The organism is Bradyrhizobium sp. SZCCHNR2028 (genome assembly GCF_032380995.1).
GTDB lineage: Bacteria > Pseudomonadota > Alphaproteobacteria > Rhizobiales > Xanthobacteraceae > Bradyrhizobium.
The window spans coordinates 20727-45304 of the sequence record NZ_JAUHJF010000026.1; the positions used below are offsets into that span (position 1 = coordinate 20727).

The window sequence follows — 24578 nt, forward strand, 5'->3', positions numbered from 1 at the left end:
ACATGCGATACGTATGAAGTGCGTCCGGATGATCGGACTCGATTGAACCGCAATCGAGCTATCGACGGTCAAGGGCGGGAGCGGGCATTCCTCCAATGACGCCGGCGGAAATCAAACCCGCTGACGGCCCGCTCGAACGGCCTCGACGATATCGATGGCGGCCCGGACGCCGCCTTCTATATCCAAATGGGAGTTGTCAAGCAAGTAAGCATCCGGGGCTTGTTTCAAAGGCGCGACGGCCCGGTTCTGGTCACGCTCGTCGCGCGCCAGGATGTCGGCCAGAATGGCCGCCTCGTCAGCCGGTTCCCCACGCGAAAGCGCCTCGAGGGTGCGACGATGCGCCCGGATGCGGGGATCGGCGACGACGTAGATCTTCACCTCGGCGTCCGGGCAGATCACGGTTCCGATGTCGCGGCCGTCGAGCACGGCGCCGGGCGGCTGGCTCGCGAACTGACGCTGGAAAGCCACCAGCGCCTCGCGCACTTTCGGCAACGCCGAGACCACGGAGGCCGCGGACCCGACCTGGTGCGACCTGAGCGCCGGGTTGTCGAAGGTCGAGGGATCCAGGGTCATGGCGACGTCCGCCGCCCGGGTCTCATCCTTGAGGTCGGTGCCGGCGGTCAGTAGCGCATGCGCGACGGCCCGGTAAATCACGCCCGTATCCAGGTGCCTGAGGCCGTAATGCGCCGCGAGACGCTTGGCCATGGTGCCCTTGCCCGAGGCAGCCGGGCCGTCGATGGCGATGATCATGCGAAATCCGCGCCCGCCTTGCACATCAGCGGGATGAAATCAGGGAAGCTGGTGGCGATGAAGGCGGTGTCGTCGACGGTGACCGGCTTGTCGGAGGCCAGGCCCATGACCAGCGCGGACATCGCGATGCGGTGGTCCATGTGGGTCGCAACCAGCCCGCCGCCCGGCACATGGCCCCTGCCCTCGACGATCAGATCGTCGCCGGTGATCTCGACCTGGACGCCGTTGACACGCAGCATGGCCGCGGTGGCCTCGAGCCGGTCGGATTCCTTGACGCGCAGCTCATGCAGGCCGCGCATCACGGTCGTGCCCTCGGCATAGGCGGCGGCGACCGCCAGCACGAGATATTCGTCGATCATCGACGGCGCCCGCTCCGGCGGCACCACGACGCCGCGCAGCTTGGAGGCGCGCACGCGCAGGCGCGCCATCGGCTCGCCGGCATCGCCGCGGACGTCGTCCTCCTCGATCGAGGCCCCCATCTCGCGCAAGGTCGTGAACAGGCCGGTCCGCAGCGGATTGGTCATCACGTCCGACAGCACGAGATCCGAGCCGTCGACGATCAGCGCAGCGACCAGCGGGAACGCAGCCGACGACGGATCAGCCGGCACGATCACCGGCGCACCTGTTAGCTCCGGCTGGCCGGTCAGCGCGATGCGGCGGCCGTGGGTGCCTTCCGGCGTGGTCACGATCTCGGCACCGAAATGCTTCAGCATCAGCTCGGTATGGTCGCGGCTCGCCTCCTGCTCGATCACTGTGGTGACGCCGGGCGCGGCGAGGCCGGCCAGCAGCACGGCCGACTTGATCTGGGCCGAGGCGACGGGGGTGCGGTATTCGATCGGGACCGGGTTGCTGGCCCCCTGCAGGGTCAACGGCAGCTTGCCGCCGTCGGCGATGGCGGTGACCTTGGCGCCCATCAGCACCAGCGGGTCGAGGATGCGCCGCATCGGGCGGCTGCGCAGCGAGGCATCACCGTCGAAAACGGCCGAGATCGGGCAGCCGGCGACGGCGCCCATCACCAGCCGGCAGCCGGTGCCGGAGTTGCCGAAATCGAGCGGCGCGCTCGGCTGGGCGAAGCCGCCGACCCCAACGCCACGGACGGTCCACGCGAAGTCGCCGGTGCGTTCGACCTTCGCACCCAGGGCCCGCATCGATTGGGCGGTGTTGAGGACGTCTTCGCCCTCGAGCAGGCCGGAAATTCGGGTCTCGCCGACCGACAATGCCCCCAGGATCAGCGCCCGGTGCGAGATCGACTTGTCGCCGGGCACGCGAATCGTGCCCGAGAGGGGCCCGGAGGCGCGTGATTCCAGGGGAGTCGGGGCGATTGACGTGCTCACGGCAGGATCCTCGTGTTTCGGACGCGGCAGGTATCACAGCCCCCGCCCTCCGTCACGAGCGGTGATTTTCCCGTTGACAGCGCTATTGACAGCGGCGCGGCAACTAGCCAAGTGAGACACCGCTTTTCAGACATTGCCAGGACGCCTGCACGTGGCCAAATCCGAGCTCGGAACCAAACGCATTTGCCCGACGACGGGCAAAAAGTTCTATGACCTCAACAAGAACCCGGTGATCTCGCCCTACACCGGCGAGGTCGTGCCGATCGCGCCGGTGGCTCCGACCCGCGCGATGCGCGGCGAGGCTGCGCGTGCCGCTGCGGCGGCCGACGTGGTCGAGCCCGCCGAGGCCGAGGAGTTGGTGTCGCTCGAGGAGGCCGATGCCGAGGAGAACACCGGCAAGGTCAAGGCCGTCGTGCCTGAGACCGAGGACGACATCGAGATCGATGAGACCCTCGACGACGACGAGGATGATGACTCGACCTTCATCGCCGACGAGGAAGAAGGCGACGAGGACGTGACCGACATCATCGGCGATGTCGGCGGCGACGAAGAATAATCGTCGAAGACACTTGAGATCAGCCGCGAACTGTGGTTCACGGTGCTCCCCGGCGGTCACCCAGACCGCCGGCTCGGTTCAGGGGCCATAGCTCAGCTGGGAGAGCGCTTGCATGGCATGCAAGAGGTCGGCGGTTCGATCCCGCCTGGCTCCACCACGCTTCGCCCTTCGGGCTACGCGTGGCGCAGCCACGACGGAGCCCGAAGGGCGAAGCGTGGTGCCCGGCGAAGCCCCTTGGCGAAGCCGGGCTTTGAGAGGCCCGTCATCTTCTCCAGCTGGTGTTTTCTCGAGTCACGCCTGCCTACGGTTTGCGACTTGATTTCGTACGCAGGCAGCCGGGATGACAAACTCCCTTCCCGATTGCAGAATGCCGGCCCGCAGTCCTTCGCGGCGAGTGCCTTCGCATGTGGTACGTCTACATCATCCGTAGCCTCGCCTTCCCCGAGCAGGAATATGTCGGCGCGACAGCGGACATCAGACAGCGCCTGAACGATCACAACGCTGGCCGGTCAGTTCACACGTCCAAGTTCATGCCGTGGATGCTGGTCTGGTATTGCGCCTTTCCCGACAAGCATCGCGCGTTGGCGTTCGAGACCTACCTGAAATCGCATTCTGGGCGGGCATTCTCAAAGAAGCGCCTGCTCGGTCCAGTCTGACCGCTCCTCACCCCTCCACCGCCGCATTGAGATGCTCCCGCAGGCGCACCAGCTTGCCGTGCAGGTCGGCCAGTTCCGCGAGCGAGCAGCCCGTCGCATCCAGGATCGCGGGCGGCAAGATCGACCTTGCCTTGTCGCGCAGGCCCGCGCCCTGGGCGGTGAGGGTGACGATCACCTGACGCTCGTCCTCGGCCGATCGTGTCCGCCTGATGAAATGCAGCGCCTCCATCCGCTTCAGCAGCGGCGTCAGCGTGCCGGAATCCAGGAATAGCCGCTCGCCGATCTCCTTCACCGACAGGCCGTCGCGCTCCCACAGCACCAGCATCACCAGATATTGCGGATAGGTGAGGCCGAGACGGTCGAGCAAAGGCTTGTAGACCCGGTTGAAGGCATGGGCGGTCGAATAGACGGCGAAGCAGAGCTGGTTGCCGAGCTGGAGCGGCAGGTCTGCCGCGGACTTCTTTCGCATCGAGGTCACCACAGGTCGATCCTATCGGCATCTTGAGCCCGCACGCCTCGGGTCGACAACGGGCCCGGCGCCCCGATCACGAATTTTCTACCGAACAATTATATTGCTCACAATTTAATTGTGTGCAATATGGTGCCACTGAATTCGTCCATCCAACCCGGGAGACACCCCATGTCCGTGAACGTGCTCTACAAGACCAGCGCCAAGGCGACCGGCGGCCGCGACGGCGAAGCCGCGACCCTCGACGGCTCGCTCAAGGTCAAGCTCTCCACCCCGAAGGAGCTCGGCGGCGGCGGTGGCGCCGGCAACAATCCGGAGCAGTTGTTCGCGGCCGGCTATGCGGCCTGCTTCATCGGCGCGATGAAGTTTGTCGGCTCGCAGGGCGGCCCGAAGGTTCCCGCCGACACGTCGGTGACCTCGACCGTCGGCATCGGCCCGCGTTCAGAAGGCGGCTTCGGCATCACCGTCGAGCTCGCGGTGTCGCTGCCCGGCCTCGCCAAGGCCGACGCCGAGGCTCTGGTCGCCAAGGCGCACGAGGTGTGCCCCTATTCCAACGCCACGCGCGGCAATGTCGATGTCAAGCTGACCGTCGTCTGAGGCTGAATTCCGCCCTGCGGCAGCGTTTTCCCGCGTCCGCCGCAGGGCAGGCCTCGCGTTTTCGCGACGGCGCCATTCGGCGAGCCGCGTTTGCACCAGCGCCGCAGCAATGCTTAATGGCCGCGAGCTGAAACCAACCTCGCGACATCCGATGACACCCCAATTTGCTCCCGGCGCCATGGCCGGACTGCGCGTGATCGATCTGACGCGCGTGCTCGGCGGGCCCTACTGCACACAGATCCTGGCCGATCACGGCGCCGACGTGATCAAGGTCGAACCGCCGGCCGGCGACGAGGTCCGCGACTGGGGCCCTCCCTTCCACGACGAAGACGCTGCCTATTTCGTCGGGATCAACCGCAACAAGCGTTCGATCGGCCTCGATCTCGCTTCCGAGGGTGGCCGCGTCGTGCTGATGCGGATGCTCGAGACCGCCGACGTGCTGATCGAGAACTTCAAGCCCGGCACCTTGGAGAAGTGGGGCATCGGCAGCGACACGCTGCGCGAGAAATTCCCGAAGCTGGTGCACTGCCGCATCTGCGGCTTCGGCGCAGACGGTCCGCGCGGCGGCAATCCCGGCTATGACGCGATCATCCAGGCGATGACCGGCATGATCGCCGCGACCGGCTCGTCGCAGAGCGGACCGATGCGGATCGGCGTGCCACTGGTCGACATCACCACCGGACTCTATGCCGCGATCGGCATCCTGATGGCGCTGTCGGAACGGCAGCGCTCTGGGCTCGGCCAGTTCCTCGAGGTCACGCTGTATGAGACCGGCCTCGCGATCATGCATCCGCATACCGCAAACTACTTCATGCACGGCAAGCCGCCGTCGCTGACCGGCAACGAGCATCCGAACCTCGTTCCCTACGCGATCTTCCCGACCAAGACGGACGATATCTTCATCGGCGTCGGCAATGACGGCACCTTCCGCAAGCTCGCCAAGGAAATCGGCAGGCCGGAGCTCGGCACCGATCCGCGCTTCGCCCGTAACAAGGATCGCGTCGCCAATCGCGAGGCGCTGCGCGCCGAGCTCGCCGCCGTCTTCAGCCAATTCGAGGCGGAGCCGCTGTGCGACCGGCTGCTCGCGGCCGGCCTGCCGGCGGGACCCGTGCAGAAGATCGACCAGGCGCTGACCAGTCCGCACACGATCTACCGCGGCGATGTCATCGAAAAGGACTGGTACAAGGGCGTCGCGTCGCCCATCCGGCTCGAACGCACCAAGCCGACCCTGCGCTCCACCCCGCCGAAGTTCAGCCAGCATGCGCAGGAGGTGCTCAGCGAGTTCGGCTACTCGGAGCACGAGATCCAGGCCCTGCTGTCCCAGGGCACGGTGTGCGCCGAGCGCAAGCGCTGAAGCGCCATCAGCCTGTCGTCTCCCCACGCTAGCGTCGCCTGGGGCATCGCCCCGGCGCCGCGCCGTCTCGCGCAAGTCGCGGCATTCCGCCGCGAAGCCGCGACGAACGCGCTTTCCGCTGACGATCCAACCGGTTATACATTCACAAAACTGTCATCTCGCGCTGCTACGGCCGCGACGCCGATGACGTTCCATGGGAGGTATTTTTTAATGTCACTTCGACAATTCTGGACCGCCGCCGCTGCGGCAGCCACGCTGGTCCTTGGCGCCGCCGCACCCGCGCATGCGGTGACGGAGATTCAGTGGTGGCACGCGATGACCGGCGCCAACAACGACGTCATCGTCAAGCTCGCCAACGATTTCAACGCCTCGCAGACCGATTACAAGGTCGTTCCGACCTACAAGGGCAACTACGCCGACACGATGAATGCCGGCATTGCCGCCTTCCGCGCCGGCAATGCGCCGCATATCATGCAGGTGTTCGAGGTCGGCACCGCCACGATGATGGCCGCCACCGGCGCCGTGAAGCCGGTCTACAAGCTGATGCAGGACGCCAGCGAGAAGTTCGATCCCAAGAGCTACCTGCCGGCCATCACCGGCTACTATTCGACCTCGAAGGGCGAAATGCTCTCCTTCCCCTTCAACTCGTCCTCCACGGTCATGTGGGTCAATCTCGACGAGCTGAAGAAGGTCAACGCCGAGATCCCGAAGACCTGGCCCGAGCTGTTCGAGACCGCCAAGAAGCTGAAGGCGGCCGGCCATCCGACCTGCGGCTTCTCCGGCTCGTGGGTCACCTGGGTCAATCTCGAGCAGCTCTCCGCCTGGCACAACGTGCCGCTCGCCAGCAAGGCGAACGGTCTCGACGGCTTCGACACCGTGCTGGAGTTCAACGGTCCGCTGCAGGTGAAGCATCTCGAAAACCTGGTCGAGCTGCAGAAGGACAAGACCTACGACTATGCCGGCCGCACCAACACCGGCGAGGGCCGCTTCACCTCGGGCGAATGCCCGATCTACCTGACCTCGTCGGCGTTCTTCGGCAACGTCAAGGCGCAGGCCAAGTTCGCCTTCACCGCTGCGCCGATGCCCTATTATCCCGACGCCAAGGGCGCACCGCAGAACTCGATCATCGGCGGCGCCTCGCTCTGGGTGATGGGCGGCAAGAGCGCGGACGAATACAAGGGCGTGGCGAAGTTCCTGACCTTCCTCTCGGACACCGATCGTCAGGTCTATATCCACAAGGCCTCGGGCTATCTGCCGATCACCAAGGCGGCCTACGCGAAGGCCAAGGCCGAGGGCTTCTACAAGGATCAGCCCTACCTGGAGACGCCGCTGCTCGAATTGACCAACAAGGAGCCGACGGAGAATTCCCGCGGCCTGCGTCTTGGCAACATGGTGCAACTGCGTGACGTCTGGTCGGAGGAGATCGAGCAGGCTCTGGCCGGCAAGAAGACCGCCAAGCAGGCGCTGGACGCCGCGGTCGAGCGCGGCAACCAGATGCTGCGCCAGTTCGAAAAGACGGCCGTGAAGTGAGGCCAAGAGCCGGCAGGCCACCCGCGGCCTGCCGGCTCGCCGACCGACCATGCAGAAGAACGCCATCTTCCAATCAAAACTGCTGCCGTTCGTGCTGGTCGCTCCCCAGCTCGCGATCGTGCTGATTTTCTTCTATTGGCCCGCGATCCAGGCCGTCATCCAGTCGTTCCTGCTGCAGGACGCGTTCGGCCTGTCCACGAGCTTCGTCTGGTTCGAGAACTACGCCGACCTGCTCAGTCAGCCTGACTATTTTCAAGCCATTCTCCGCACATTCGGCTTCTCCTTCGCCATCGCGCTCTCGTCGCTCTCGGTCGCGCTGCTGCTCGCGGTCATGGCGGACAAGCCGCTGCGCGGCGTCACGCTGTACCGGACGCTGCTGATCTGGCCCTACGCGGTCGCGCCGCCGGTGGTGGGCGTGCTCTGGATCTTCATGCTGCATCCGTCGCTCGGCGTGATCTCGCGCTATCTGCGCGCGATGGGCATCGACTGGAATCCGCTGCTCGACGGCGACCAGGCGGCGCTGCAGATCATCCTCGCTGCCGCCTGGAAGCAGATCTCCTACAACTTCCTGTTCTTCCTCGCCGGGCTGCAGAGCATCCCCCGCAGCGTGCTCGAGGCCGCCGCGATCGACGGCGCGCGGCCGATGCGGCGGTTCTGGACCGTGACCTTCCCGCTGCTGTCGCCGACCATCTTTTTCCTGCTGGTCATCAACATCGTCTACGCCTTCTTCGAGACGTTCGGCATCATCGACACGATGACCCGTGGCGGCCCGGGCAAGTCCACCGAGACGCTGGTCTACAAGGTCTACACGGACGGCCTGCTCGGCGGCAATCTCGGCTCGTCGGCCGCACAATCCGTCGTTCTGATGGTCATCGTCATCGTGCTGACGGCGATCCAGTTCCGCTTCGTCGAGCGCAAGGTGACCTACTGATGGTCGAGCAAGAAGGCATTCGACGCTACGTCGCGCACGCCATCCTGTGGATCGGAATCGCGATCGTGGCGTTCCCGGTGTATCTCGCGTTCGTCGCCTCGACGCAGGACAATGCGGTCATCGCCAACGGGCAGATGTCGCTGCTGCCGGGCGGGCACTTCCTGTCGACCTACTATCAGACCATCTTCGTCGGCACGAGCGGCTCGACCCGCGAGCCGGTGGCGACCATGCTGCTGAACTCGCTGGTCATGGCGCTGCTGATCGCCGTCGGCAAGATCGCGATCTCGATCATCTCGGCCTATGCGGTCGTCTACTTCCGCTTCCCGTTCCGCATGGCGATCTTCTGGCTGATCTTTATCACCCTCATGCTGCCGGTCGAGGTGCGCATCTATCCGACCTACAAGATCGTCGCCGACCTGCACATGCTCGACAGCTATGCGGGGCTGGCGCTGCCCCTGATCGCCTCGGCCACCGCCACGCTGCTGTTCCGCCAGTTCTTCATGACCGTGCCGGATGAGCTCCTGGAGGCATCCCGCATCGACGGCGCCGGGCCGCTCCGCTTCTTCTGGGACACCCTGCTGCCGCTGTCGCGCACCAACATGGCGGCGCTGTTCGTGATCCTGTTCATCCTCGGCTGGAATCAATATCTCTGGCCGCTGCTGATCACCACGCGCGACGACATGCAGACCATCCAGATCGGCATCCGCAAGATGATCACGACGACCGACGCGCTGACGGAGTGGCCGGTCGTCATGGCGACCGCCGTGCTCGCGATGCTGCCGCCGGTGTTCGTCGTCGTCGTCATGCAGCGCCTGTTCGTCAAGGGGCTGGTGGAGACGGAAAAGTGACGAGGGGGCGAATAGCGAATGGCGAGTGGCGAACAGGGATGTTCGCGCAACGGCTCGCTTCGTCCCCCTTCCCTCTTCGCCACTCCCCATTCGCTATTCGCTAGGTAACCCATGGCCAACGTCACACTCCGCAACGTCCGCAAGGTCTATCCCGGCGGCTTCGAAGCCATCAAAGGCGTCGATGTCGATGTCGGCGATGGTCAGTTCTGCGTGCTGGTCGGGCCGTCGGGCTGCGGCAAATCCACCCTGCTGCGGATGGTCGCGGGGCTCGAGACGATCACGTCGGGCGAGATCGACATCGGCGGCCGCATTGTCAATGCCATCGAGCCTGCCGATCGCGACATCGCGATGGTGTTCCAGAACTATGCGCTCTATCCGCACATGACCGTCTATAACAACATGGCCTACGGCCTGCGCAATCGCGGCATGGCGGAGAAGGAGATCAGGACGCGCGTCGAGGACGCCGCGCGCATTCTCGAGCTCGGCTCCATGCTCGAGCGGAAGCCGCGGCAGCTGTCCGGGGGCCAGCGTCAGCGCGTGGCGATGGGCCGCGCCATCGTGCGCCAACCCAAGGTGTTCCTGTTCGACGAGCCGCTGTCCAACCTCGACGCCAAGCTGCGCATCGCGATGCGGGTCGAGATCCGCAAATTGCAGCGCCGGCTCAACACCACCGCGATCTACGTCACCCACGACCAGCTCGAGGCCATGACGCTCGCCGACATCCTGGTGGTGATGAACGGCGGCAAGGTCGAGCAGATCGGCAATCCGCTCGACATCTATCAGAAGCCCGCGACCACCTTCGTCGCGTCCTTCATCGGCGCACCGCCGATGAACCTGATGCCGACGGATGGCGTGCGCGCCCAGTTGCACGGCGCCGACGCGGTTCCCGCAGAGGCGGGCCAGCTCGGCATCCGGCCTGAGGATTTCCAGCTCGGCGACACCGTTCCGGCGGGCGGGGTCGGGCTCGACCTCCGCGTCGAGGCGATCGAGCATGTCGGCGCCGAGACCTATGTCTATGGCGCGCGCCAGGATATGGGCAGCGATGACCGGCTCACCGCGACCGCCAACGACATCATCGTGCGGCTGCCGGGCACCGCCGCGCCGGAGATCGGCGCGCGGATTCGCGCCGTGGCGCCGCGGGCCAAGCTGCATCTGTTCTCGGCCGACGGCCGGCAGCGGCTGTCCGTTTAAACCCTTCCACAGGCTGGCCGTTCCGGCGCATTCGGGGTGCTTGAACGCGCCCCGGATCGTGCCCATATTGCTGCTCAAGGGGTGCCGTCAGGGCCCTGATACATCAAAGTCGCTTCGAGAGGACTTTGTAAACCATGTCTCGTGTTCCTTCGCTCTCCAGTCCGTTCCTGCTGGGCTTCGACGAGATCGAGCGCGTGCTCGACCGCGTCGTCAAAGGTGCCGACGGTTATCCGCCCTACAATATCGAGCGGTTCGAGCGCACCAATGGCCAGCCCGAGCGTCTGCGGATCACGCTGGCGGTGGCGGGTTTTACCCGCGACCAACTCGATGTCACCATTGAGGAAAACCAGCTCGTCATCCGCGGCCGGCAGCAGGACGACAAGACCAGGCAATACATTCATCGCGGCATCGCCGCGCGCCACTTCCAGCGCACCTTCGTGCTGGCGGAGGGAATGCATGTGCTCGGTGCGGACCTGAAGAACGGGTTGTTGTCGGTCGATCTGGCCAGGCCGGAGCCTGAGCGGATCGTTAAGACAATCGCTATCAATGAACACGAATAATGGTTTGATGGAACGAGTAGCGGACTCGACCGCTTGAGTCTCAGAAGGAGTCGAGACCATGACTGAAGGTAATGTCGCGTCGGAATCCCCCGTCTCCCTGGAGTCACTGGCGACCCTGGGCGAGGGCCACATCGCTTATGTGAAGCAGATCCGCTCCGAAGACGTACCGGGACTGTTTCCGCAGGCGCCGCACATCGCGCCGGGACTGAAGCTGTTCGCCTTGCATGCCGCCGACGGCACGCCGATCATGCTCACCGACAGTCGCGAAGCAGCGATTGCGAATGCGTGGAGCCACGAACTCCAGGCCGTGAGCGTCCACTGACGCAAAGGCCGAGCCGCAGCGCTTGCAGCGACCGCTTCTCGTGAGACTCAATGCTCATTGAGACGCGATGCTCATGAGGAGCATGCAGCTCACGGACTGACACGAGGGCGGTCCCCGGAAACGGGGACGGCCCTTTTTTCTGCTGGGCTGCTTGGAGCGATCGCCGCACATGACCTTGGTGACAACACCCATGAGCGCGGCCGGGTTGCGTGCAGATCCTGCGCTCGCGGACGCACTGCTCGCGCTCAACAACGCGCATGCCTCCGAGCTGTCGTGGCTCACGCCCGAAACGCTCATGCAGCTGCTCGATCAGGCATGGCGGGCCTGGCGGATTGGCGAGGCCGATGCGCTGATGATCGCGCTGGACCACGCCGCCGCCTACGATAATCCCAATCACCGCTGGTTTCGCGCGCGCTACGATCGGTTCGTCTATGTCGACCGCATCGTGGTGGCGCCGGCCGCCCGCGGCCGGGGCCTGGCGCGGCAGCTCTATGAGGAGCTGATTCGGGAGGCGACCGCGGCGGACCACGACCGCATCGTCTGCGAGGTCAATCTGGATCCGCCCAATCCGCAGTCGGACGCGTTTCATGCTGCGCTCGGCTTCGCGCCGCTGGCGGCGGCCAGCATCCATGGCGGCGCCAAGACGGTGCGCTACATGGCGAGATCATTGCGATAGCCGGGAAGGACGAAGCGGCTGCCGAAGTGCTTTTGAGAAATTTGTTTCCGTCGATGTCCGTAACGGTCGATTTGACAACCAGATACAATCCGACCCGGTTTAAGGCGAAGGTGTCCAATCCTTAAGTTGTCCCTGTTGCGGCACGCGCTAGTCCGCTGTGTGACGAGCATGTGTAGGGATGGCAAATGCATGGATCACGGCTTGATGCAGGCGTCTTTCGAGAACTTGCACTCGGGACCCTACCGAACCGGCACGTCTTTCTTGACAGTCCTCCGCCGGGGCCGAGCCCTTACTACGTCATCTGCAACAGCGTGCCGAAAGCGGGGACGTACCTGCTGGTCGAACTCGTCAGAGCGCTGGGCGGTCATGTCGATGTCGGCTATCACACCTACACGTCATCGATCAGCAAGCTGAATCCCGACGGTTCGCTCGACTACGGACGCGCGCTTCCGGCCCCGCTCTGGGCGTCGGCCCTGCGCTCCGGCTACTCCTGCGCCTCGCACACCGAGTATTGTCCGTATCTTGAGCAATACCTCCTGGGCAGACCAGAACACAAGATGCTGTTCATCGTCCGCGACCCCCGCGACATCGTCGTGAGTTGGGTCGACTTCGTCTACCACTCGGCGGCCTACCCGAAGATGCGGAAGTGGAACGCCTATCTGCGGTCGGCCGGATCGGCCGCTCACCCCGACGACGCCTCCCGAATCACATCGACCCTCCTCTCTTTGCCCCGATCGGGCATCAAGAAGTTCATGAGCTGGCTGGACTCGCCAGCCTGCCTGACCGTGAAGTTCGAAGAGCTCTATTCAGAGCTCGCGATCGACGACGTGGCGCGGTCGTCGTTTCCTGTCCTTAACCGCATCTGCGACTACCTGGGACTTCCGCGCAAGACGGCCGCGGAGCTCGATGTGCTCGGCCGCGGCCTGACGTCGTCGGGACGCGGCCGGAAGGTCGGCATCTACAAGGAGCGAATGATGCCGCATCATTTCGACCTGCTCCGCAGCGAGGCATTCCAGGAGCTCGTCGTCGAGTTCGGCTACGAGCCGACGCCGTTGCACACGCCCGCGCGGACGAACGGGTTCGGTGCCGCGCGGAGGCTCGTCAGCAGGCTTTCTCGGTCGTTGCAGGGCGGCGCGATACGACGTCAGGCCGCGGAAGCGGGCGGCAGCGCCAGCACCGAATAGATCGCCTGGGCGTCGCGCGAGGCACGGAGCTTCTTGGCGACATCCTGGTCGCGGAGCAGGCGGGCGATCCGCGCCAGGGCCTTCAGATGGTCAGCACCGGCGCCTTCCGGCGCCAGCAGCAGGAACACGAGATCGACCGGCTGGCCGTCCATGGCTTCGAAATCGATCGGCCGCTCCAGCCGGGCGAACAGGCCGAACAGCTTCTCCAGCTTCGGCAGCTTGCCGTGGGGAATCGCGACGCCGTAGCCGACGGCCGTGGTTCCGAGCTTCTCCCGCTGCAGCAGGACTTCGAACACGTTGCGCTCGTTCTGCCCGGTCAGCGCAGCCGCGCGCGCTGCCAGCTCCTGCAGCGCCTGCTTCTTACTGATGACCTTCAAAGCCGGCACGATCGCCTCGGGTGCGACCAGATCGGTAATCGGCATAGGGCGTTCCGAGGTGATTGAACCGTCAGGGTGCGAAATAGGTCGGGACAGACCGGCGTCAAGAAGCTGAGGCGGCAGGCGGGCTTAACCCGTGTCCGATGGGTGGGGCTTCTACCCCAACGCAACGGCCGTGCCAACACCCGCAAGCGTGTTCCCGCAGCCTATCCTTAAAGATCGCCGGAGCGTGGCGGCCTGAAGGCGCCAGCGCCCCAACCGCTTGATCGCATCTGTTCATTGCCGTGGCGTGACGTCGCAACCGGTCGGCCAACCGCCTGATCGGGAACCGGTTTTCGCGCCGCCGGAAGATCCCTGGAACGCATCCGCGGGACTACGGCTTCACCGCCGGCGGATCGACCCAGCCGATATTGCCGTCGGCGCGGCGGTAGATGATGTTCACCCGGCCGCTGGAGCCGTGCTGAAACACCATGCAGGGTGCCCCCGAAAGATCGAGCTCCATCACGGCTTCGGACACCGACAGGCGCTTCAACGCCGTGGTGTTCTCGGCGATGATCACCGGGCTGTAGCCGGTGATCTCCTCGTCGCCCTCGGCCGGCGCCTCGATCACGTAGCTCGGCGCATCCAGCACCGCGCCGTCGAGATTGGCGAGCGCCGCATTGGCGGCATGGGATTTGCGCCCCGAGCGGTCCTTCAGCCGGCTCTTGTAGCGGCGCAGGCGCTTCTCGATCATCAGGAGCGCCTGGTCGGCGCTGGCATAGGCGTCCGGCGCATTCGATTCGGCCTCGAGCGTGATGCCCGAATCGAGGTGCAGCGCGCAATCGGTCTTGAACCCGAAACCGTCCTTGGAGAGCGTGACATGGCCGGAATAGTTGCCGTCGAAGTATTTTCGCAAGACCTCGTCGGTGCGCTCGCTGACGCGCCCACGCAGCGCTTCGCTGACGCTGATGCTCTTTCCGGAAATCCGCAGGGTCATGTGCCGCCTCGATTCATGTGAACCAAGTATGACACTAAGCCTATTTGGTGAAGGCGCAATCTTGCGCAGCGGTCAAACTGACGCGGTATCCCGGGTGCGGTCGGCGCTGGCAGGGGCCGAGAGGGCATGCGCCAGCATGCTCTGCTTATCGCGGCGGCGCTGCACCGAGGACGGGATCCGCATCGCCTCCCGGTATTTCGCGACCGTGCGGCGGGCGATGTCGATGCCCGCGGCGCGCAGCTTCTCGACGATCGTATCATCGGAGAGAATTGCGGAGGGATCTTCCGCATCGATCAGTTGCTTGATGTGGTGACGCACGGCCTCTGCCGAATGCGCCTCGCCGCCATCGGCCGATGCGATCGAGGCGGTGAAGAAATATTTCAGCTCGAACGTGCCGCGATTGGTCGCCATGTATTTGTTGGCGGTAACGCGCGACACGGTCGATTCGTGCATCTGGATCGCATCCGCAACGGCCTTCAAGTTGAGCGGACGCAGATGCGCGACACCATGGGTGAAGAAGCCGTCCTGCTGGCGCACGATCTCGGTCGCCACTTTCAGGATCGTGCGGGCGCGCTGATCGAGCGCGCGCACCAGCCACGTCGCGTTCTGCAGGCAGTCGGTGAAGTAGGACTTGTCGCCGTCCTTTCGGATCGTCTTCGACAGCTCGGAGTAATAGACCTGATTCACGAGGACGCGCGGCAGCGTGTCGCTGTTGAGCTCGACCAGCCAGCCGCCGTCGGGACCGGGACGGACGTAGACGTCGGGCACCATGGTCTGCGTGCGCGTGGTGCCGAACTTCAGCCCCGGCTTCGGATCGAGCCTGCGGATCTCGCCGATCATGTCGACGAGGTCCTCGTCGTCGACGGCGCACAACTTGCGAAGGGCAACGAAGTCGCGCTTCGCCAGCAGATCGAGATGCTCGACCAGCGCCTGCATCGCCGGGTCATAGCGGTCGAGCTCGCGCAGCTGGATCGCGAGACATTCGCTCAAGTTGCGCGCGCAGATGCCCGGCGGATCGAAGGTCTGCAGCACGCCGAGCACGGCATCGACGTCGGCCTGCTCGGCGCCGAGGCGGTCGGCGGCCTGGCCGAGGTCGGCCGGCAGATAGCCGGCCTCGTCGACGAGATCGATCAGGTACTGGCCGATCATGCGGTCCGCCGGCGCGGTGAAGGCCACCGCCGCCTGCTCGGCGAGATGATCCGACAGCGTGGTCTCGGCCGCGACAAAGGCTTCGAGATTGTAGTCCTCGTCACCGGAGGCGCCGCCACCCCATTCGGTGTAAGTGGTCGGCGCTGCGTCCTGCGCGGTGCGCGCGGCGGCCTCAGCCGGCTCCTCGGAGAACACGTTGTCGAGCCCGGTGTCGAGCGTCTGTTCGATCTCCGTACGGGTGCCGAGATCGCGGCTCATCCAGTCTTCCTGGGCGCCCTCGAAGCTCTCGCCGCCGCCGCTCGCGCCCTCGCCGAAATCGTCGCCGTTGGCTTCGCTGCCTTCCGAGAACTCGGCGCGCTCGGACATCTGCTGCTCGCCGGCGACCGGCGCTTCCGGACCGTCGCTCGCGCGCTCCAGCAACGGATTGCGCTCCAGCTCCTCTTCGACAAACGTGGAGAGGTCGAGATTGGACAGTTGCAGCAGCTTGATCGCCTGCATCAGCTGCGGCGTCATCACCAGCGACTGCGACTGGCGGAATTCTAATCTCTGCGTCAACGCCATGGGAGCAAGAACATTCCCTTACTGGTCCAATTCTTGCTTATCCTAATCCGCGCGCGATGTACACGGCTTGACGAATAAGAAAAACGGAGTATGGCGCGCGGAGAAGACGAGGTTACCGGTCCTCGCGAACCTGCTGGAAACAGCGTTGATCGTAGCGTTTCCGCCTGATGTCGCGCAGACGACAAAAGCCGACAAACACCGCGTCCGTAATCCTACAGCCGGAATTCCTCACCGAGATACAGCCGGCGCACGTCGGGATCGGCGACGATCTCCTCCGGGCTGCCTTCGGTAAGAATCTGCCCGGCATAGACGATGTAGGCGCGGTCGGTGAGGCCGAGCGTCTCGCGGACGTTGTGGTCGGTGATCAGAACGCCGATGCCGCGATTGGTGAGGTGGCGCACCAGCTGCTGAATGTCGCCGACCGCGATCGGATCGATGCCGGCGAACGGCTCGTCGAGCAGCATGTAGTTCGGGCGCGTCGCCAGCGCGCGCGCGATCTCGACGCGGCGGCGCTCGCCGCCGGACAGCGCGATCGAAGGCGACTTGCGCAGCCGCGTGATGGTGAATTCTTCCAGCAGCGCGTCGAGCTCGCGCTCGCGCTTCTTGCGCGAGGGCTCGACCACTTCGAGCACGGCGCGGATGTTCTGCTCGACGGTGAGGCCGCGGAAGATCGAGGCCTCCTGCGGCAGGTAGCCGATGCCGAGCCGCGCGCGCTGATACATCGGCAGCCGCGTGACGTCATGGCCATCGAGCTCGATGGCGCCGCGATCGGCCTTGATCAGTCCGGTGATCATGTAGAACACGGTGGTCTTGCCGGCGCCGTTCGGCCCGAGCAGGCCGACGGCCTCGCCGCGGCGGACGTAGATCGACACGCCGCGCACGACCTGGCGGCTGCCAAAGCTCTTCTCGATCGAATGCACGGCGAGGAAGCCCGGCCGGCGCAGCAGTTGCGGACCGCCCCCCGCGCCATTGTTGCGCGGCTTGGCTGGCATCGGCTGCGAGGCCGGCCGCTTGCGCTGGATCTGCTCGGTGTTCTGCGGCGAGCGCGGATTGATGCGTGGCACCGTTTCATCGCGCACGGAGTCGGCGAGCGCGGCGAGCGGATCATCGCTGTAGGAATTGCCGAACGGATCGTCCATGGCCGTGATGTCGTCGCGCCGGCGCGAGGAGCCTCGCTGGCCGCGCTTGGCGGGACGCCCACGAAACATGCCGAGTAGATCCACCATCCCCGCTTCGCTTACGCCCTTCGAGGCTGCCCGTCACCGACCGCAGCGTTGGCTCGCCCGCTCACCGCGAGCGAACGCATCTTACCTCTCGCGGATCACAGGGAGCGCGAGGCCGGCCAAAGCGCGGCAGGCCGCGCTCCGGAGTTCGTCGTCTGACGGCGAAGTCGCGGTCGCCACGCAAGCGACCGATCGCAATCGTGTCCGGCATCACTCTTTCGCAGCGATGCAACGGGGGTCCACGGCATCCCGCTGCGCCGGTCCTGCGACAGAACCGCCCGCCCGCTAGATAGAGGCAGCAGCGGCGCGGTTCAACTGGCCCGCCGGCGTTTTGCTAAATAATTGAAGTCACTTCGATTTGCCTGGACCGAGCTGCAGCGGCCCGGCGCCGCCCGGAGCCGAGGCCGTCGACGGGCCGCAGCCGCCGCTCGCGCCCGCGCCCGCCTGCGGCAGCAGCACCTGCACCCCGCGCCCGCTGTCCGACTCGACCCGCGACACGCCGGTCGTCATGTCGACCGTCAGCCGGTCGCCGCGCATCACGTTCTTGCACTGGGTCAGCACCACGCCGCCCTGCATCGAGATCATGTTGGTCTTGGTGTCGTAGACCGCGGTCTCGCCGGTCACGACCTGGTCCTTCTGCGTCACCTTGACGTCGCCGCGCGCCTCGAGACGGCGAATCGCCGAGCTGCCATCCGGCCCTGGCGTCGCAGCCGGCGTCGCCTTGGTCGCCTTGGCGCCGCCCTGCTGGGCGCCGCCGTCGTAGAACACCACCAGCGACTTCGAGGTCATGGTGGTATCGCCCTGCACGACCTTGACGTTGCCGGTGAAGGTCGCCTCCTTCTTCTTGTCGCGCATCTCCAGCGCGGCGGCCTCGATCTGGATCGGCTGGTCGCGGTTCTGCGAGAACCCCTGCAGCGCGTTGGGCACGCCGGTGGTCGCGCTCTGCGCCTGCGATGAGTCGGCAAGCGCGAGCAACGCCAGCGCGGCGAGGCCGGCGCCGCGAATCGCTACGGGAATGAAACGGCACGTGGTCATGAGCTCACTTCACGTTGCGGGCCGGACGGCCGGGATCGGCGCTCGCCGTCGTGGCCGGAGCGGCATTCATATTGTCGAGGTTCATCATCACATTGCCCTCGAAGCGGATGACCTCGCCATTGTCGGTGATGCGCAGGCGGTCGGCGGAAAGCGTACCGTTGGTGAGCTTGACGTCGACGCGCTCGTCCGAGCTCACGGTGCCCTTGGCCATGTCGACCGAGGCCCGGCTCAGCCGCGCCTCGTAGCCGGTCGACGTCGTCAGCAGGATGTCCTTCGTCAGCTCGAGCTGCTGCTGCTTGGTGTCGAACACGCCGGTATTCGCCCTCAAGGTCACCGTCGACTGATCCTCCATCAGCACCTTGGCGCGGAGGATGTTGAGCTCGACGTGATCGGGATCGGTGAGGTCCTGCACCGCGCTCCGGGCGACGAGATCATACGGCCGCTGGTCCGGGGTGAAGCCGGTCAGATGCGGCGTCTCCATCGTGATCTTGCGGCCGGAGATGACGAGGTTGCCGGTGAGATTCGGGGTGTTGATCTCCATGTGGAACGGATTGAACAGCGCGATGCCGATCACGACCGCCATCGCCAGTCCCACCGCCGCCGGCACCGCGACCCGCAGCACGCGCACGAAGCGGCTGTGGCGCGCCGCGACCGCGAAGCGCGCCTGCAGGGTGGGATCATAGGCGGGGTTGTGGACCGAGTTCACCAGGGCTCCGACGGACACGGGATGCGCGCGAAACAGCGCCCATCCTACCATGGGGGGCCCCACCATTGCAGCCTGGAACTGGCGCTAAATCGCGACGCAGGGGCCTCGCGATCATTACGAGACATTAATGATCGTGAACGCGGCTGCGATTCGCCCCCCTCAGGAATGCGCGAAGATGTCCTCGGCCTCGAATCCGCCCAGATCGAGCGTCGCGCGGTGGGGCAGGAACGCGAAACAGGCCTGCGCCAGCGCCAGCCGCCCTTCGCGCGCGAGCATCACGTCGAGCTTTTCGCGCAGCGCATGCAGATGCAGCACGTCGGAGGCAGCGTACGAGAGCTGCGGCTCGCTGAGCTGCTCGGCGCCCCAGTCGCTCGACTGCTGCTGCTTGGAGAGATCGACGTTGAGCAGCTCGCGCACGAGGTCCTTGAGACCATGGCGGTCGGTATAGGTGCGCGCCAGCCGCGAGGCGATCTTGGTGCAATAGACCGGCTGCGGCATCACCCCGAACGCGTGAAACAGCGCCGCGACGTCGAAGCGCGCGAAGTGGAAGATTTTGGTGATGTCCGGGTTGCCGAGCAGCGCCTTCAGGTTCGGCGCGTCGGTGTGCCCCTTGGGAATCTGCACCACGTCGGCCGAGCCGTCGCCGGGCGACAGCTGCACCACGCACAGCCGGTCGCGGTGCGGATTGAGCCCCATGGTCTCGGTGTCGATCGCCACCGAGGTGGTGTAGCGGGAAAGATCGGGCAGGTCGCCGCGGTGCAGGCGTACGGTCATGGCTCTCAAAACCTCGTCGAATCGAAATCGGACGCGACGGGCCGGAGCAACGCCGCGGGAAGCGCTCGGGAACCGGCTGTAGCCCGGCGCTGGTAACCAACCGGCAAACGCGCCGGGCCGGTCCGGAGATCAGCCGTGGGAATGCCAGCCCCGCCGCCCGGGCGCAAGGGCCGGACAGGGCCAGGTGATCGCATCTGAGGTGGCGCCGGCAAATGTCTCCGCGGCCGTTCGAGGCGGCGCCTTCGTCATTGAGGCGGTCGACCCGCTGGTTGCATCGCGCCAGATCGCACCCAATCGATCGATGCAACTCTTGCATTGATCGATGCCGCCTTTGGCTTGGACAGAAAATGCCACTGGCCGTACGCGTGATATTGTCGCATGACTTCGCATCTGGAGTGCAGCGACCCAAGGCGGCCTGCAGCATCTGCCCAACAACAACGACATAATCAATTGAGGAGGAAGCCAAGATGAAGGCACTTACAGGTATCATTGCGGCCGCTGTGCTGGCGGTCTCGTCGCCTTTGGCGACCGCGCGCGATTTCCGCTCCGCCGATGTGCACCCCGCCGATTATCCGACCGTCGAAGCCGTCAAGTTCATGGGCAAGCAGCTCGCAACCGCGAGCGGCGGCAAGCTTGGCGTCAAGGTGTTTCCGAACGGCGCCCTCGGCACCGAGAAGGACACGATCGAGCAGCTCAAGATCGGCGCGCTCGACATGATGCGGATCAACTCGTCGCCGCTCAACAATTTCGTGCCGGAGACCGTCGCGCTGTGCCTGCCCTTCGTGTTCCGCGACACGCAGCATATGCGCAATGTCCTGGACGGGCCGATCGGCGATGAGATCCTGGCCGCCATGGAGCCCGCCGGCCTGGTCGGCCTGGCCTATTACGACAGCGGCGCGCGCTCGATCTACACGGTCAAGGCGCCGGTGAAGTCGCTCGCCGATCTCAAGGGCCTGAAGATTCGCGTCCAGCAGTCCGACCTCTGGGTCGGCATGATCCAGAGCCTCGGCGCCAACCCGACCCCGATGCCCTATGGCGAGGTCTACACCGCGCTCAAGACCGGCCTCGTCGACGCCGCCGAGAACAACTGGCCGTCCTACGAGTCCTCGCGCCACTTCGAGGCCGCCAAGTTCTACAACGTCACCGAGCACTCGCTGGCGCCCGAAGTCCTCGTGATGTCCAAGAAGGTCTGGGACACGCTGAGCAAGGAGGATCAGGCGATGATCCGCAAGGCGGCCAAGGAATCCGTGCCGGTCATGCGCAAGCTCTGGGACGAGCGCGAGCAGACCTCCCGCAAGGCCGTCGAGGCCGCCGGCGTGCAGGTCGTGACGATCGCCAACAAGCAGGAATTCGTCGACGCGATGAAGCCGGTGTACCAGAAGTTCGCCGGCGACGAGAAGCTCTCGAGCCTCGTCAAGCGCATCCAGGACACCAAGTAAGAACCACATAAAAATAGGGACCGGGTCCGGCGTCGCCGTGCGGCGGCACCGGACTCAGGCCAGGGAGAGCCGGGAATGACAGATCCCCATGTTGGAGACCACGAGCAGCAGGAGGGACGTCCGTCGACCGGCCTGCTCTCGCGGATCAACGCCGTCATCGCGCGCGTCGGCATGTATCTGTCCGTCGCCGGCCTGCTCGTCATCGTCACCATCGTGTTCTACCAGGTGTTCGGACGCTACGTTCTCAACTCCAGCCCGACCTGGACCGAGAATCTGGCGCTGGTCCTGATCCTCTATGTCACGCTGATCGGCGCCGCCGTCGGCGTTCGCGACGCCGGCCATATCGGCATGGACAGCCTCCTCGTGATGCTGCCGGATCATATGCGGGAAAAGATCGAGCTCGTCATCCACGTGCTGGTCGCGATGTTCGGCGTCGCGATGGCCTACAACGGCTGGATCCTCGGCGCCTCCGTGGGCACCGTGAAGATCGCCAATCTCGGCCTGCCCGAAGTCGTCCGCTACGTGCCGCTGATCGCTTCGGGAATCCTGATCGTCATGTTTTCCATCGAGCACATCATGGCTCTGTTGCGCGGCGAAGAGGTCGTCCCGTCATGGAACTGATCATTCTCGGCGTCACCTTCTTCGGCTTCCTGGTCCTCGGCGTTCCCGTTGCGTTTGCGATCGGCCTCTCGGCGATCTGCACCATACTCTATGAAGGCCTGCCGGTCGCCGTCATCTTCCAGCAGATGATGTCGGGGATGAACATCTTCTCGTTCCTCGCCATCCCGTTCTTCGTCTTCAGCGGCGAGCTGATGCTGCATGGCGGCGTCGCCGATAAGATCGTGCAGCTCGCCAAGAATCTCGTCGGTCACATCCGCGGCGGGCTAGGCATGTCGAACGTCGTCGCCTGCACGCTGTTCGGCGGCGTCTCCGGCTCGCCCGTGGCCGACGTGTCGGCGATGGGCGCGGTGATGATCCCGATGATGAAGAAGGAAGGGTTCGACACCGACTACGCCGTCAACGTCACCACCCACGCCTCGCTGGTTGGAGCATTGATGCCGACCAGCCACAACATGATCATCTATGCACTCGCCGCCGGCGGCAAGGTGTCGATCGGCGCGCTCATTGCAGCGGGCCTGCTGCCAGCACTGGTGCTGATGATCTGCATGCTGGTCGCCGCCTACGCGGTCGCCGTGAAGCGCGGCTATCCCGCCGGCAAGTTTCCCGGCTGGGCGGAGGTGTTCCGCTCGTTCGCGGCGGCGCTGCCCGGCCTCTTGATCGTCGGCATCATCCTGGCGGGCATCCTGTCGGGCGTCTTCACGGCCACCGAGTCCGCGGCCGTCGCCGTCACCTACACGATCCTGCTGACGTTCTTCGTCTACCGCACCATGAGCCTGCAGAACTTCCTGCGGGCCGCCGCCAAGGCGGTCAAGACGACCGGCGTGGTGCTGCTCTTGATCGGCGTCTCCACCATGTTCCAGTACCTGATGGGACTCTACGAAGTCGCCGACTTCGCCGGCGACCTGATGAGCAAGGTGTCGACGCAGCCCTGGATGATCTTCCTGCTGATCAACGTCATCCTGTTCCTGCTCGGCACGTTCATGGACATGGCGGCGACCATCCTGATCTGCACGCCGATCTTCCTGCCGATCGCGATGAAGGCCGGCATGGATCCGGTGCAGTTCGGCATGCTGATGCTGATCAACTGTGCGCTCGGCCTCAACACCCCGCCGGTCGGCACCACGCAGTTCGTCGGCTGCGCCATCGGCGGCATCTCGGTCGGCGCCGTCATGCGCACCATCCTGCCGTTCTACGCCGCCCTGATCGCCGCTTTGATGTTCGTGACCTACGTGCCGGCCTTCTCGCTGTGGCTGCCGCGGCTGCTGATGGGGTACAAGGGATAACGCTCTCAAGCTTCGCCGGCTTCGGCCGGCGAAGCGCGCCGGCGATCTGGGCGTCGAATTGCAGTTCCATTGAAAGAAGCGGGCCCGCATTCGGACGAGAGAAGCCGTCTCCTGCAACAAGACGACCGCGAGCGAAGTGCGGCACGCACCGGCGACTCGCGCACCGAACGACGATCGCTCAAATTGTCGGTCACGCGGTACGATCTTAGGCATCGTCACGATGTAACATCCGGGCGCAACCCACGCTCAGCGCCCTGTCCATGACGCCCGACCGCATCGGCTATGACCCTTGATCTATCCGCCTTGGTGACAGCGGCCTTTCCGACAGAACCGCTGCCCGGCACGTTCTGGATCGACCGCGTCGCAGCGGCGGGCGACATCCCCGGCGAGCTCGCCAATCGGTTCGCGCAGCGGCGCTGGACGGAGGTTGCGCTCGGCGACTGGCTGATGACCGGCCGCCCATCGACAGCCAGGCGCTATCTTCATCCGGATGCGTTCCGCTACTATCTGCCGTCCCTGCTGGTCGGCGTGCTGCAGGATGTCCGCTATCTGGACTGGGCCCTCGAAGCCTTGCTGCCGGCGGGCCGACGGCACCGCACGGATCGGACAGACTGGAAGGAGTTCTGGGACGGCTGCTCGGAGACGCAGCGTGATGCGATCCGCTCGTACCTCAGACAGGTGCGTGCGATGCTGGGCGCAACGGCTGCACCGGTCGAGCAACACCTGCTCGATGAACTCGAAATGATCTGGGGCCGCGTGCGATGATCGTCGGGGACTCACGCGACGCGCATGGCTCGCAGCAAGCCGGGTGAAAGAGCATGGCCGCACTGTCGCACTTCCTCAATCTCGATCTCGTGCTGACGTCGCGCGCCGACCTCACGCCGCTGATCACGCATCTGGACCAGAGCATCTACGTTCTGCATCATCAGGAGCATGAGCAGCAGTTTCTGCTGGTGCTGGAGACCAATGAGACGGAATCGCCGCATCCGATCGCATGCACGGAGCAGTTCCTGACCGTGATCGAAGCGCTGCCCGAGCCCGCAAGGGCGCTGTGGGACAGCTGCACATCGCGCACCTTCTCCTATGGCTTCGAGGGCGGCCGCGAATTCCCCGCGCTCGACACCACGATCCCCGCCGATCTGGTGCTGCGCATTGCAATGCTTGGCGCGGCCATCGGCATCACCGTGTATCCCCATCGCGACGCGCCTGATCCTGAGCGGAAGGACGAACCAGATGCGCTACCCTGACGGACAGATCGCACAGCTCGGCGACGAGGTCGGCGTCGCCGGCATGAGTGGCAGGGTCGTCTGCTCGATCGACACCGGCGAATATTCCGACGACTATCCGGAAAGGGACTGGGCCTATCTGGAACGCGGCGTCATGATCGTCTGGGACCGGCAGGGCCTGACGTACCATGAAGAGCCGGAGGCCGGCATGATCCTGGTCCGGCGTCGCCGAAAGGTTTAAGCGGGACGA

At 65.1% G+C, this 24578-nt stretch carries 28 protein-coding genes and 1 tRNA gene; 19 read left to right on the plus strand and 10 right to left on the minus strand.

Annotation, left to right across the window (positions count from 1 at the left end):
- Positions 1-111 precede the first annotated feature (111 nt).
- The gene (gene cmk / locus QX121_RS28080; protein ID WP_315813582.1) at positions 112-750 is read right to left on the minus strand and encodes a (d)CMP kinase; all 639 of its coding nucleotides are present in this window, start codon (positions 748-750) and stop codon (positions 112-114) included.
- Complete coding sequence (gene aroA, locus QX121_RS28085; RefSeq protein ID WP_315813583.1) at positions 747-2084, minus strand: 3-phosphoshikimate 1-carboxyvinyltransferase; 1338 nt, start codon at positions 2082-2084, stop codon at positions 747-749. The genes cmk and aroA overlap by 4 nt, the downstream gene beginning before the upstream one ends.
- Positions 2085-2235: 151 nt before the next feature.
- On the opposite strand from aroA, the gene QX121_RS28090 reads away from it, so the two are divergent.
- The 3 genes from QX121_RS28090 to QX121_RS28100 all read left to right on the plus strand — a co-directional run bounded on the left by QX121_RS28090 (position 2236) and on the right by QX121_RS28100 (position 3296).
- The gene (locus tag QX121_RS28090; protein ID WP_315741238.1) at positions 2236-2640 is read left to right on the plus strand and encodes a TIGR02300 family protein; all 405 of its coding nucleotides are present in this window, start codon (positions 2236-2238) and stop codon (positions 2638-2640) included.
- A gap of 81 nt (positions 2641-2721) precedes the next feature.
- Positions 2722-2797 (plus strand) — tRNA-Ala (locus QX121_RS28095).
- A gap of 247 nt (positions 2798-3044) precedes the next feature.
- Positions 3045-3296 (plus strand): GIY-YIG nuclease family protein, encoded by a 252-nt coding sequence (locus tag QX121_RS28100; RefSeq protein WP_315813584.1) that lies wholly within the window; start codon positions 3045-3047, stop codon positions 3294-3296.
- 7 nt (positions 3297-3303) lie between these two features.
- Here the strand turns inward: QX121_RS28100 and QX121_RS28105 are convergent, their stop codons facing one another.
- Entirely contained in the window at positions 3304-3765 is a 462-nt protein-coding gene (locus QX121_RS28105) for a MarR family transcriptional regulator (RefSeq protein ID WP_315813585.1), read from the minus strand.
- Positions 3766-3936: 171 nt separating this feature from the next.
- Between QX121_RS28105 and QX121_RS28110 the strand changes: the two genes are divergently transcribed.
- The 10 genes from QX121_RS28110 to QX121_RS28155 all read left to right on the plus strand — a co-directional run bounded on the left by QX121_RS28110 (position 3937) and on the right by QX121_RS28155 (position 12958).
- Entirely contained in the window at positions 3937-4362 is a 426-nt protein-coding gene (locus QX121_RS28110) for an organic hydroperoxide resistance protein (RefSeq protein ID WP_315741241.1), read from the plus strand.
- Positions 4363-4513: 151 nt separating this feature from the next.
- Positions 4514-5716, plus strand: a complete 1203-nt coding sequence (locus tag QX121_RS28115; protein WP_315813586.1) for a CaiB/BaiF CoA-transferase family protein — start codon at positions 4514-4516, stop codon at positions 5714-5716.
- Positions 5717-5926: 210 nt separating this feature from the next.
- Positions 5927-7246, plus strand: coding sequence for a sn-glycerol-3-phosphate ABC transporter substrate-binding protein UgpB (ugpB, locus tag QX121_RS28120; protein ID WP_315741243.1), 1320 nt, complete (start codon positions 5927-5929; stop codon positions 7244-7246).
- A 49-nt stretch (positions 7247-7295) separates the two neighbouring features.
- Positions 7296-8177 carry a sn-glycerol-3-phosphate ABC transporter permease UgpA gene (ugpA, locus tag QX121_RS28125; protein WP_315741244.1) on the plus strand — a complete coding sequence of 294 codons (882 nt, stop codon included), beginning with the start codon at positions 7296-7298 and terminating at the stop codon, positions 8175-8177.
- On the plus strand, positions 8177-9025 hold the full coding sequence (gene ugpE / locus QX121_RS28130) for a sn-glycerol-3-phosphate ABC transporter permease UgpE (protein ID WP_315741245.1): 849 nt from the start codon (positions 8177-8179) through the stop codon (positions 9023-9025). The genes ugpA and ugpE overlap by 1 nt, the downstream gene beginning before the upstream one ends.
- A gap of 111 nt (positions 9026-9136) precedes the next feature.
- Entirely contained in the window at positions 9137-10216 is a 1080-nt protein-coding gene (locus tag QX121_RS28135; RefSeq protein ID WP_315758164.1) for a sn-glycerol-3-phosphate import ATP-binding protein UgpC, read from the plus strand.
- 134 nt (positions 10217-10350) lie between these two features.
- On the plus strand, positions 10351-10776 hold the full coding sequence (locus tag QX121_RS28140) for an Hsp20 family protein (RefSeq protein WP_006613108.1): 426 nt from the start codon (positions 10351-10353) through the stop codon (positions 10774-10776).
- A gap of 58 nt (positions 10777-10834) precedes the next feature.
- Positions 10835-11098, plus strand: coding sequence for a DUF1150 family protein (locus QX121_RS28145; protein ID WP_009026315.1), 264 nt, complete (start codon positions 10835-10837; stop codon positions 11096-11098).
- Positions 11099-11267: 169 nt separating this feature from the next.
- Positions 11268-11774, plus strand: coding sequence for a GNAT family N-acetyltransferase (locus QX121_RS28150; protein WP_315813587.1), 507 nt, complete (start codon positions 11268-11270; stop codon positions 11772-11774).
- Between the two features lie 185 nt (positions 11775-11959).
- Positions 11960-12958, plus strand: a complete 999-nt coding sequence (locus QX121_RS28155) for a sulfotransferase domain-containing protein (protein WP_315813588.1) — start codon at positions 11960-11962, stop codon at positions 12956-12958.
- Here the strand turns inward: QX121_RS28155 and ptsN are convergent.
- From ptsN to QX121_RS28190, 7 genes are all read right to left on the minus strand, one after another.
- On the minus strand, positions 12919-13380 hold the full coding sequence (gene ptsN / locus QX121_RS28160) for a PTS IIA-like nitrogen regulatory protein PtsN (RefSeq protein WP_315716874.1): 462 nt from the start codon (positions 13378-13380) through the stop codon (positions 12919-12921). The two genes, QX121_RS28155 and ptsN, sit on opposite strands and share 40 nt — an antisense overlap.
- Positions 13381-13708: 328 nt before the next feature.
- Complete coding sequence (hpf, locus tag QX121_RS28165; protein WP_315741249.1) at positions 13709-14311, minus strand: ribosome hibernation-promoting factor, HPF/YfiA family; 603 nt, start codon at positions 14309-14311, stop codon at positions 13709-13711.
- A 72-nt stretch (positions 14312-14383) separates the two neighbouring features.
- The gene (gene rpoN / locus QX121_RS28170; protein WP_315741250.1) at positions 14384-16021 is read right to left on the minus strand and encodes an RNA polymerase factor sigma-54; all 1638 of its coding nucleotides are present in this window, start codon (positions 16019-16021) and stop codon (positions 14384-14386) included.
- 212 nt (positions 16022-16233) lie between these two features.
- Positions 16234-17247 (minus strand): LPS export ABC transporter ATP-binding protein, encoded by a 1014-nt coding sequence (lptB, locus tag QX121_RS28175; protein ID WP_315741251.1) that lies wholly within the window; start codon positions 17245-17247, stop codon positions 16234-16236.
- Positions 17248-17592: 345 nt separating this feature from the next.
- Positions 17593-18279, minus strand: coding sequence for an LptA/OstA family protein (locus tag QX121_RS28180; RefSeq protein ID WP_315778440.1), 687 nt, complete (start codon positions 18277-18279; stop codon positions 17593-17595).
- A gap of 4 nt (positions 18280-18283) precedes the next feature.
- Positions 18284-18985 (minus strand): LPS export ABC transporter periplasmic protein LptC, encoded by a 702-nt coding sequence (gene lptC / locus QX121_RS28185; protein ID WP_315813589.1) that lies wholly within the window; start codon positions 18983-18985, stop codon positions 18284-18286.
- A 159-nt stretch (positions 18986-19144) separates the two neighbouring features.
- Positions 19145-19759 carry a ribonuclease D gene (locus QX121_RS28190; protein WP_315813590.1) on the minus strand — a complete coding sequence of 205 codons (615 nt, stop codon included), beginning with the start codon at positions 19757-19759 and terminating at the stop codon, positions 19145-19147.
- A 467-nt stretch (positions 19760-20226) separates the two neighbouring features.
- Here QX121_RS28190 and QX121_RS28195 point away from each other — a divergent pair, with 467 nt between their 5' ends.
- The 6 genes from QX121_RS28195 (at position 20227) to QX121_RS28220 (ending at position 24569) form a co-directional block, all read left to right on the plus strand.
- Entirely contained in the window at positions 20227-21198 is a 972-nt protein-coding gene (locus QX121_RS28195; RefSeq protein ID WP_315813591.1) for a TRAP transporter substrate-binding protein, read from the plus strand.
- A gap of 75 nt (positions 21199-21273) precedes the next feature.
- Positions 21274-21819, plus strand: a complete 546-nt coding sequence (locus QX121_RS28200; protein ID WP_315741255.1) for a TRAP transporter small permease — start codon at positions 21274-21276, stop codon at positions 21817-21819.
- Positions 21810-23102 carry a TRAP transporter large permease gene (locus QX121_RS28205; RefSeq protein WP_315813592.1) on the plus strand — a complete coding sequence of 431 codons (1293 nt, stop codon included), beginning with the start codon at positions 21810-21812 and terminating at the stop codon, positions 23100-23102. The genes QX121_RS28200 and QX121_RS28205 overlap by 10 nt, the downstream gene beginning before the upstream one ends.
- A gap of 282 nt (positions 23103-23384) precedes the next feature.
- Entirely contained in the window at positions 23385-23867 is a 483-nt protein-coding gene (locus QX121_RS28210) for a hypothetical protein (protein WP_315813593.1), read from the plus strand.
- Between the two features lie 53 nt (positions 23868-23920).
- Complete coding sequence (locus QX121_RS28215; RefSeq protein ID WP_315813594.1) at positions 23921-24349, plus strand: hypothetical protein; 429 nt, start codon at positions 23921-23923, stop codon at positions 24347-24349.
- A complete protein-coding gene (locus QX121_RS28220; RefSeq protein WP_315813595.1) occupies positions 24336-24569 on the plus strand; it encodes a hypothetical protein in 234 nt (77 codons plus the stop codon). Before QX121_RS28215 ends, QX121_RS28220 begins: the two co-directional genes overlap by 14 nt.
- The last annotated feature ends 9 nt before the right edge of the window (positions 24570-24578 follow it).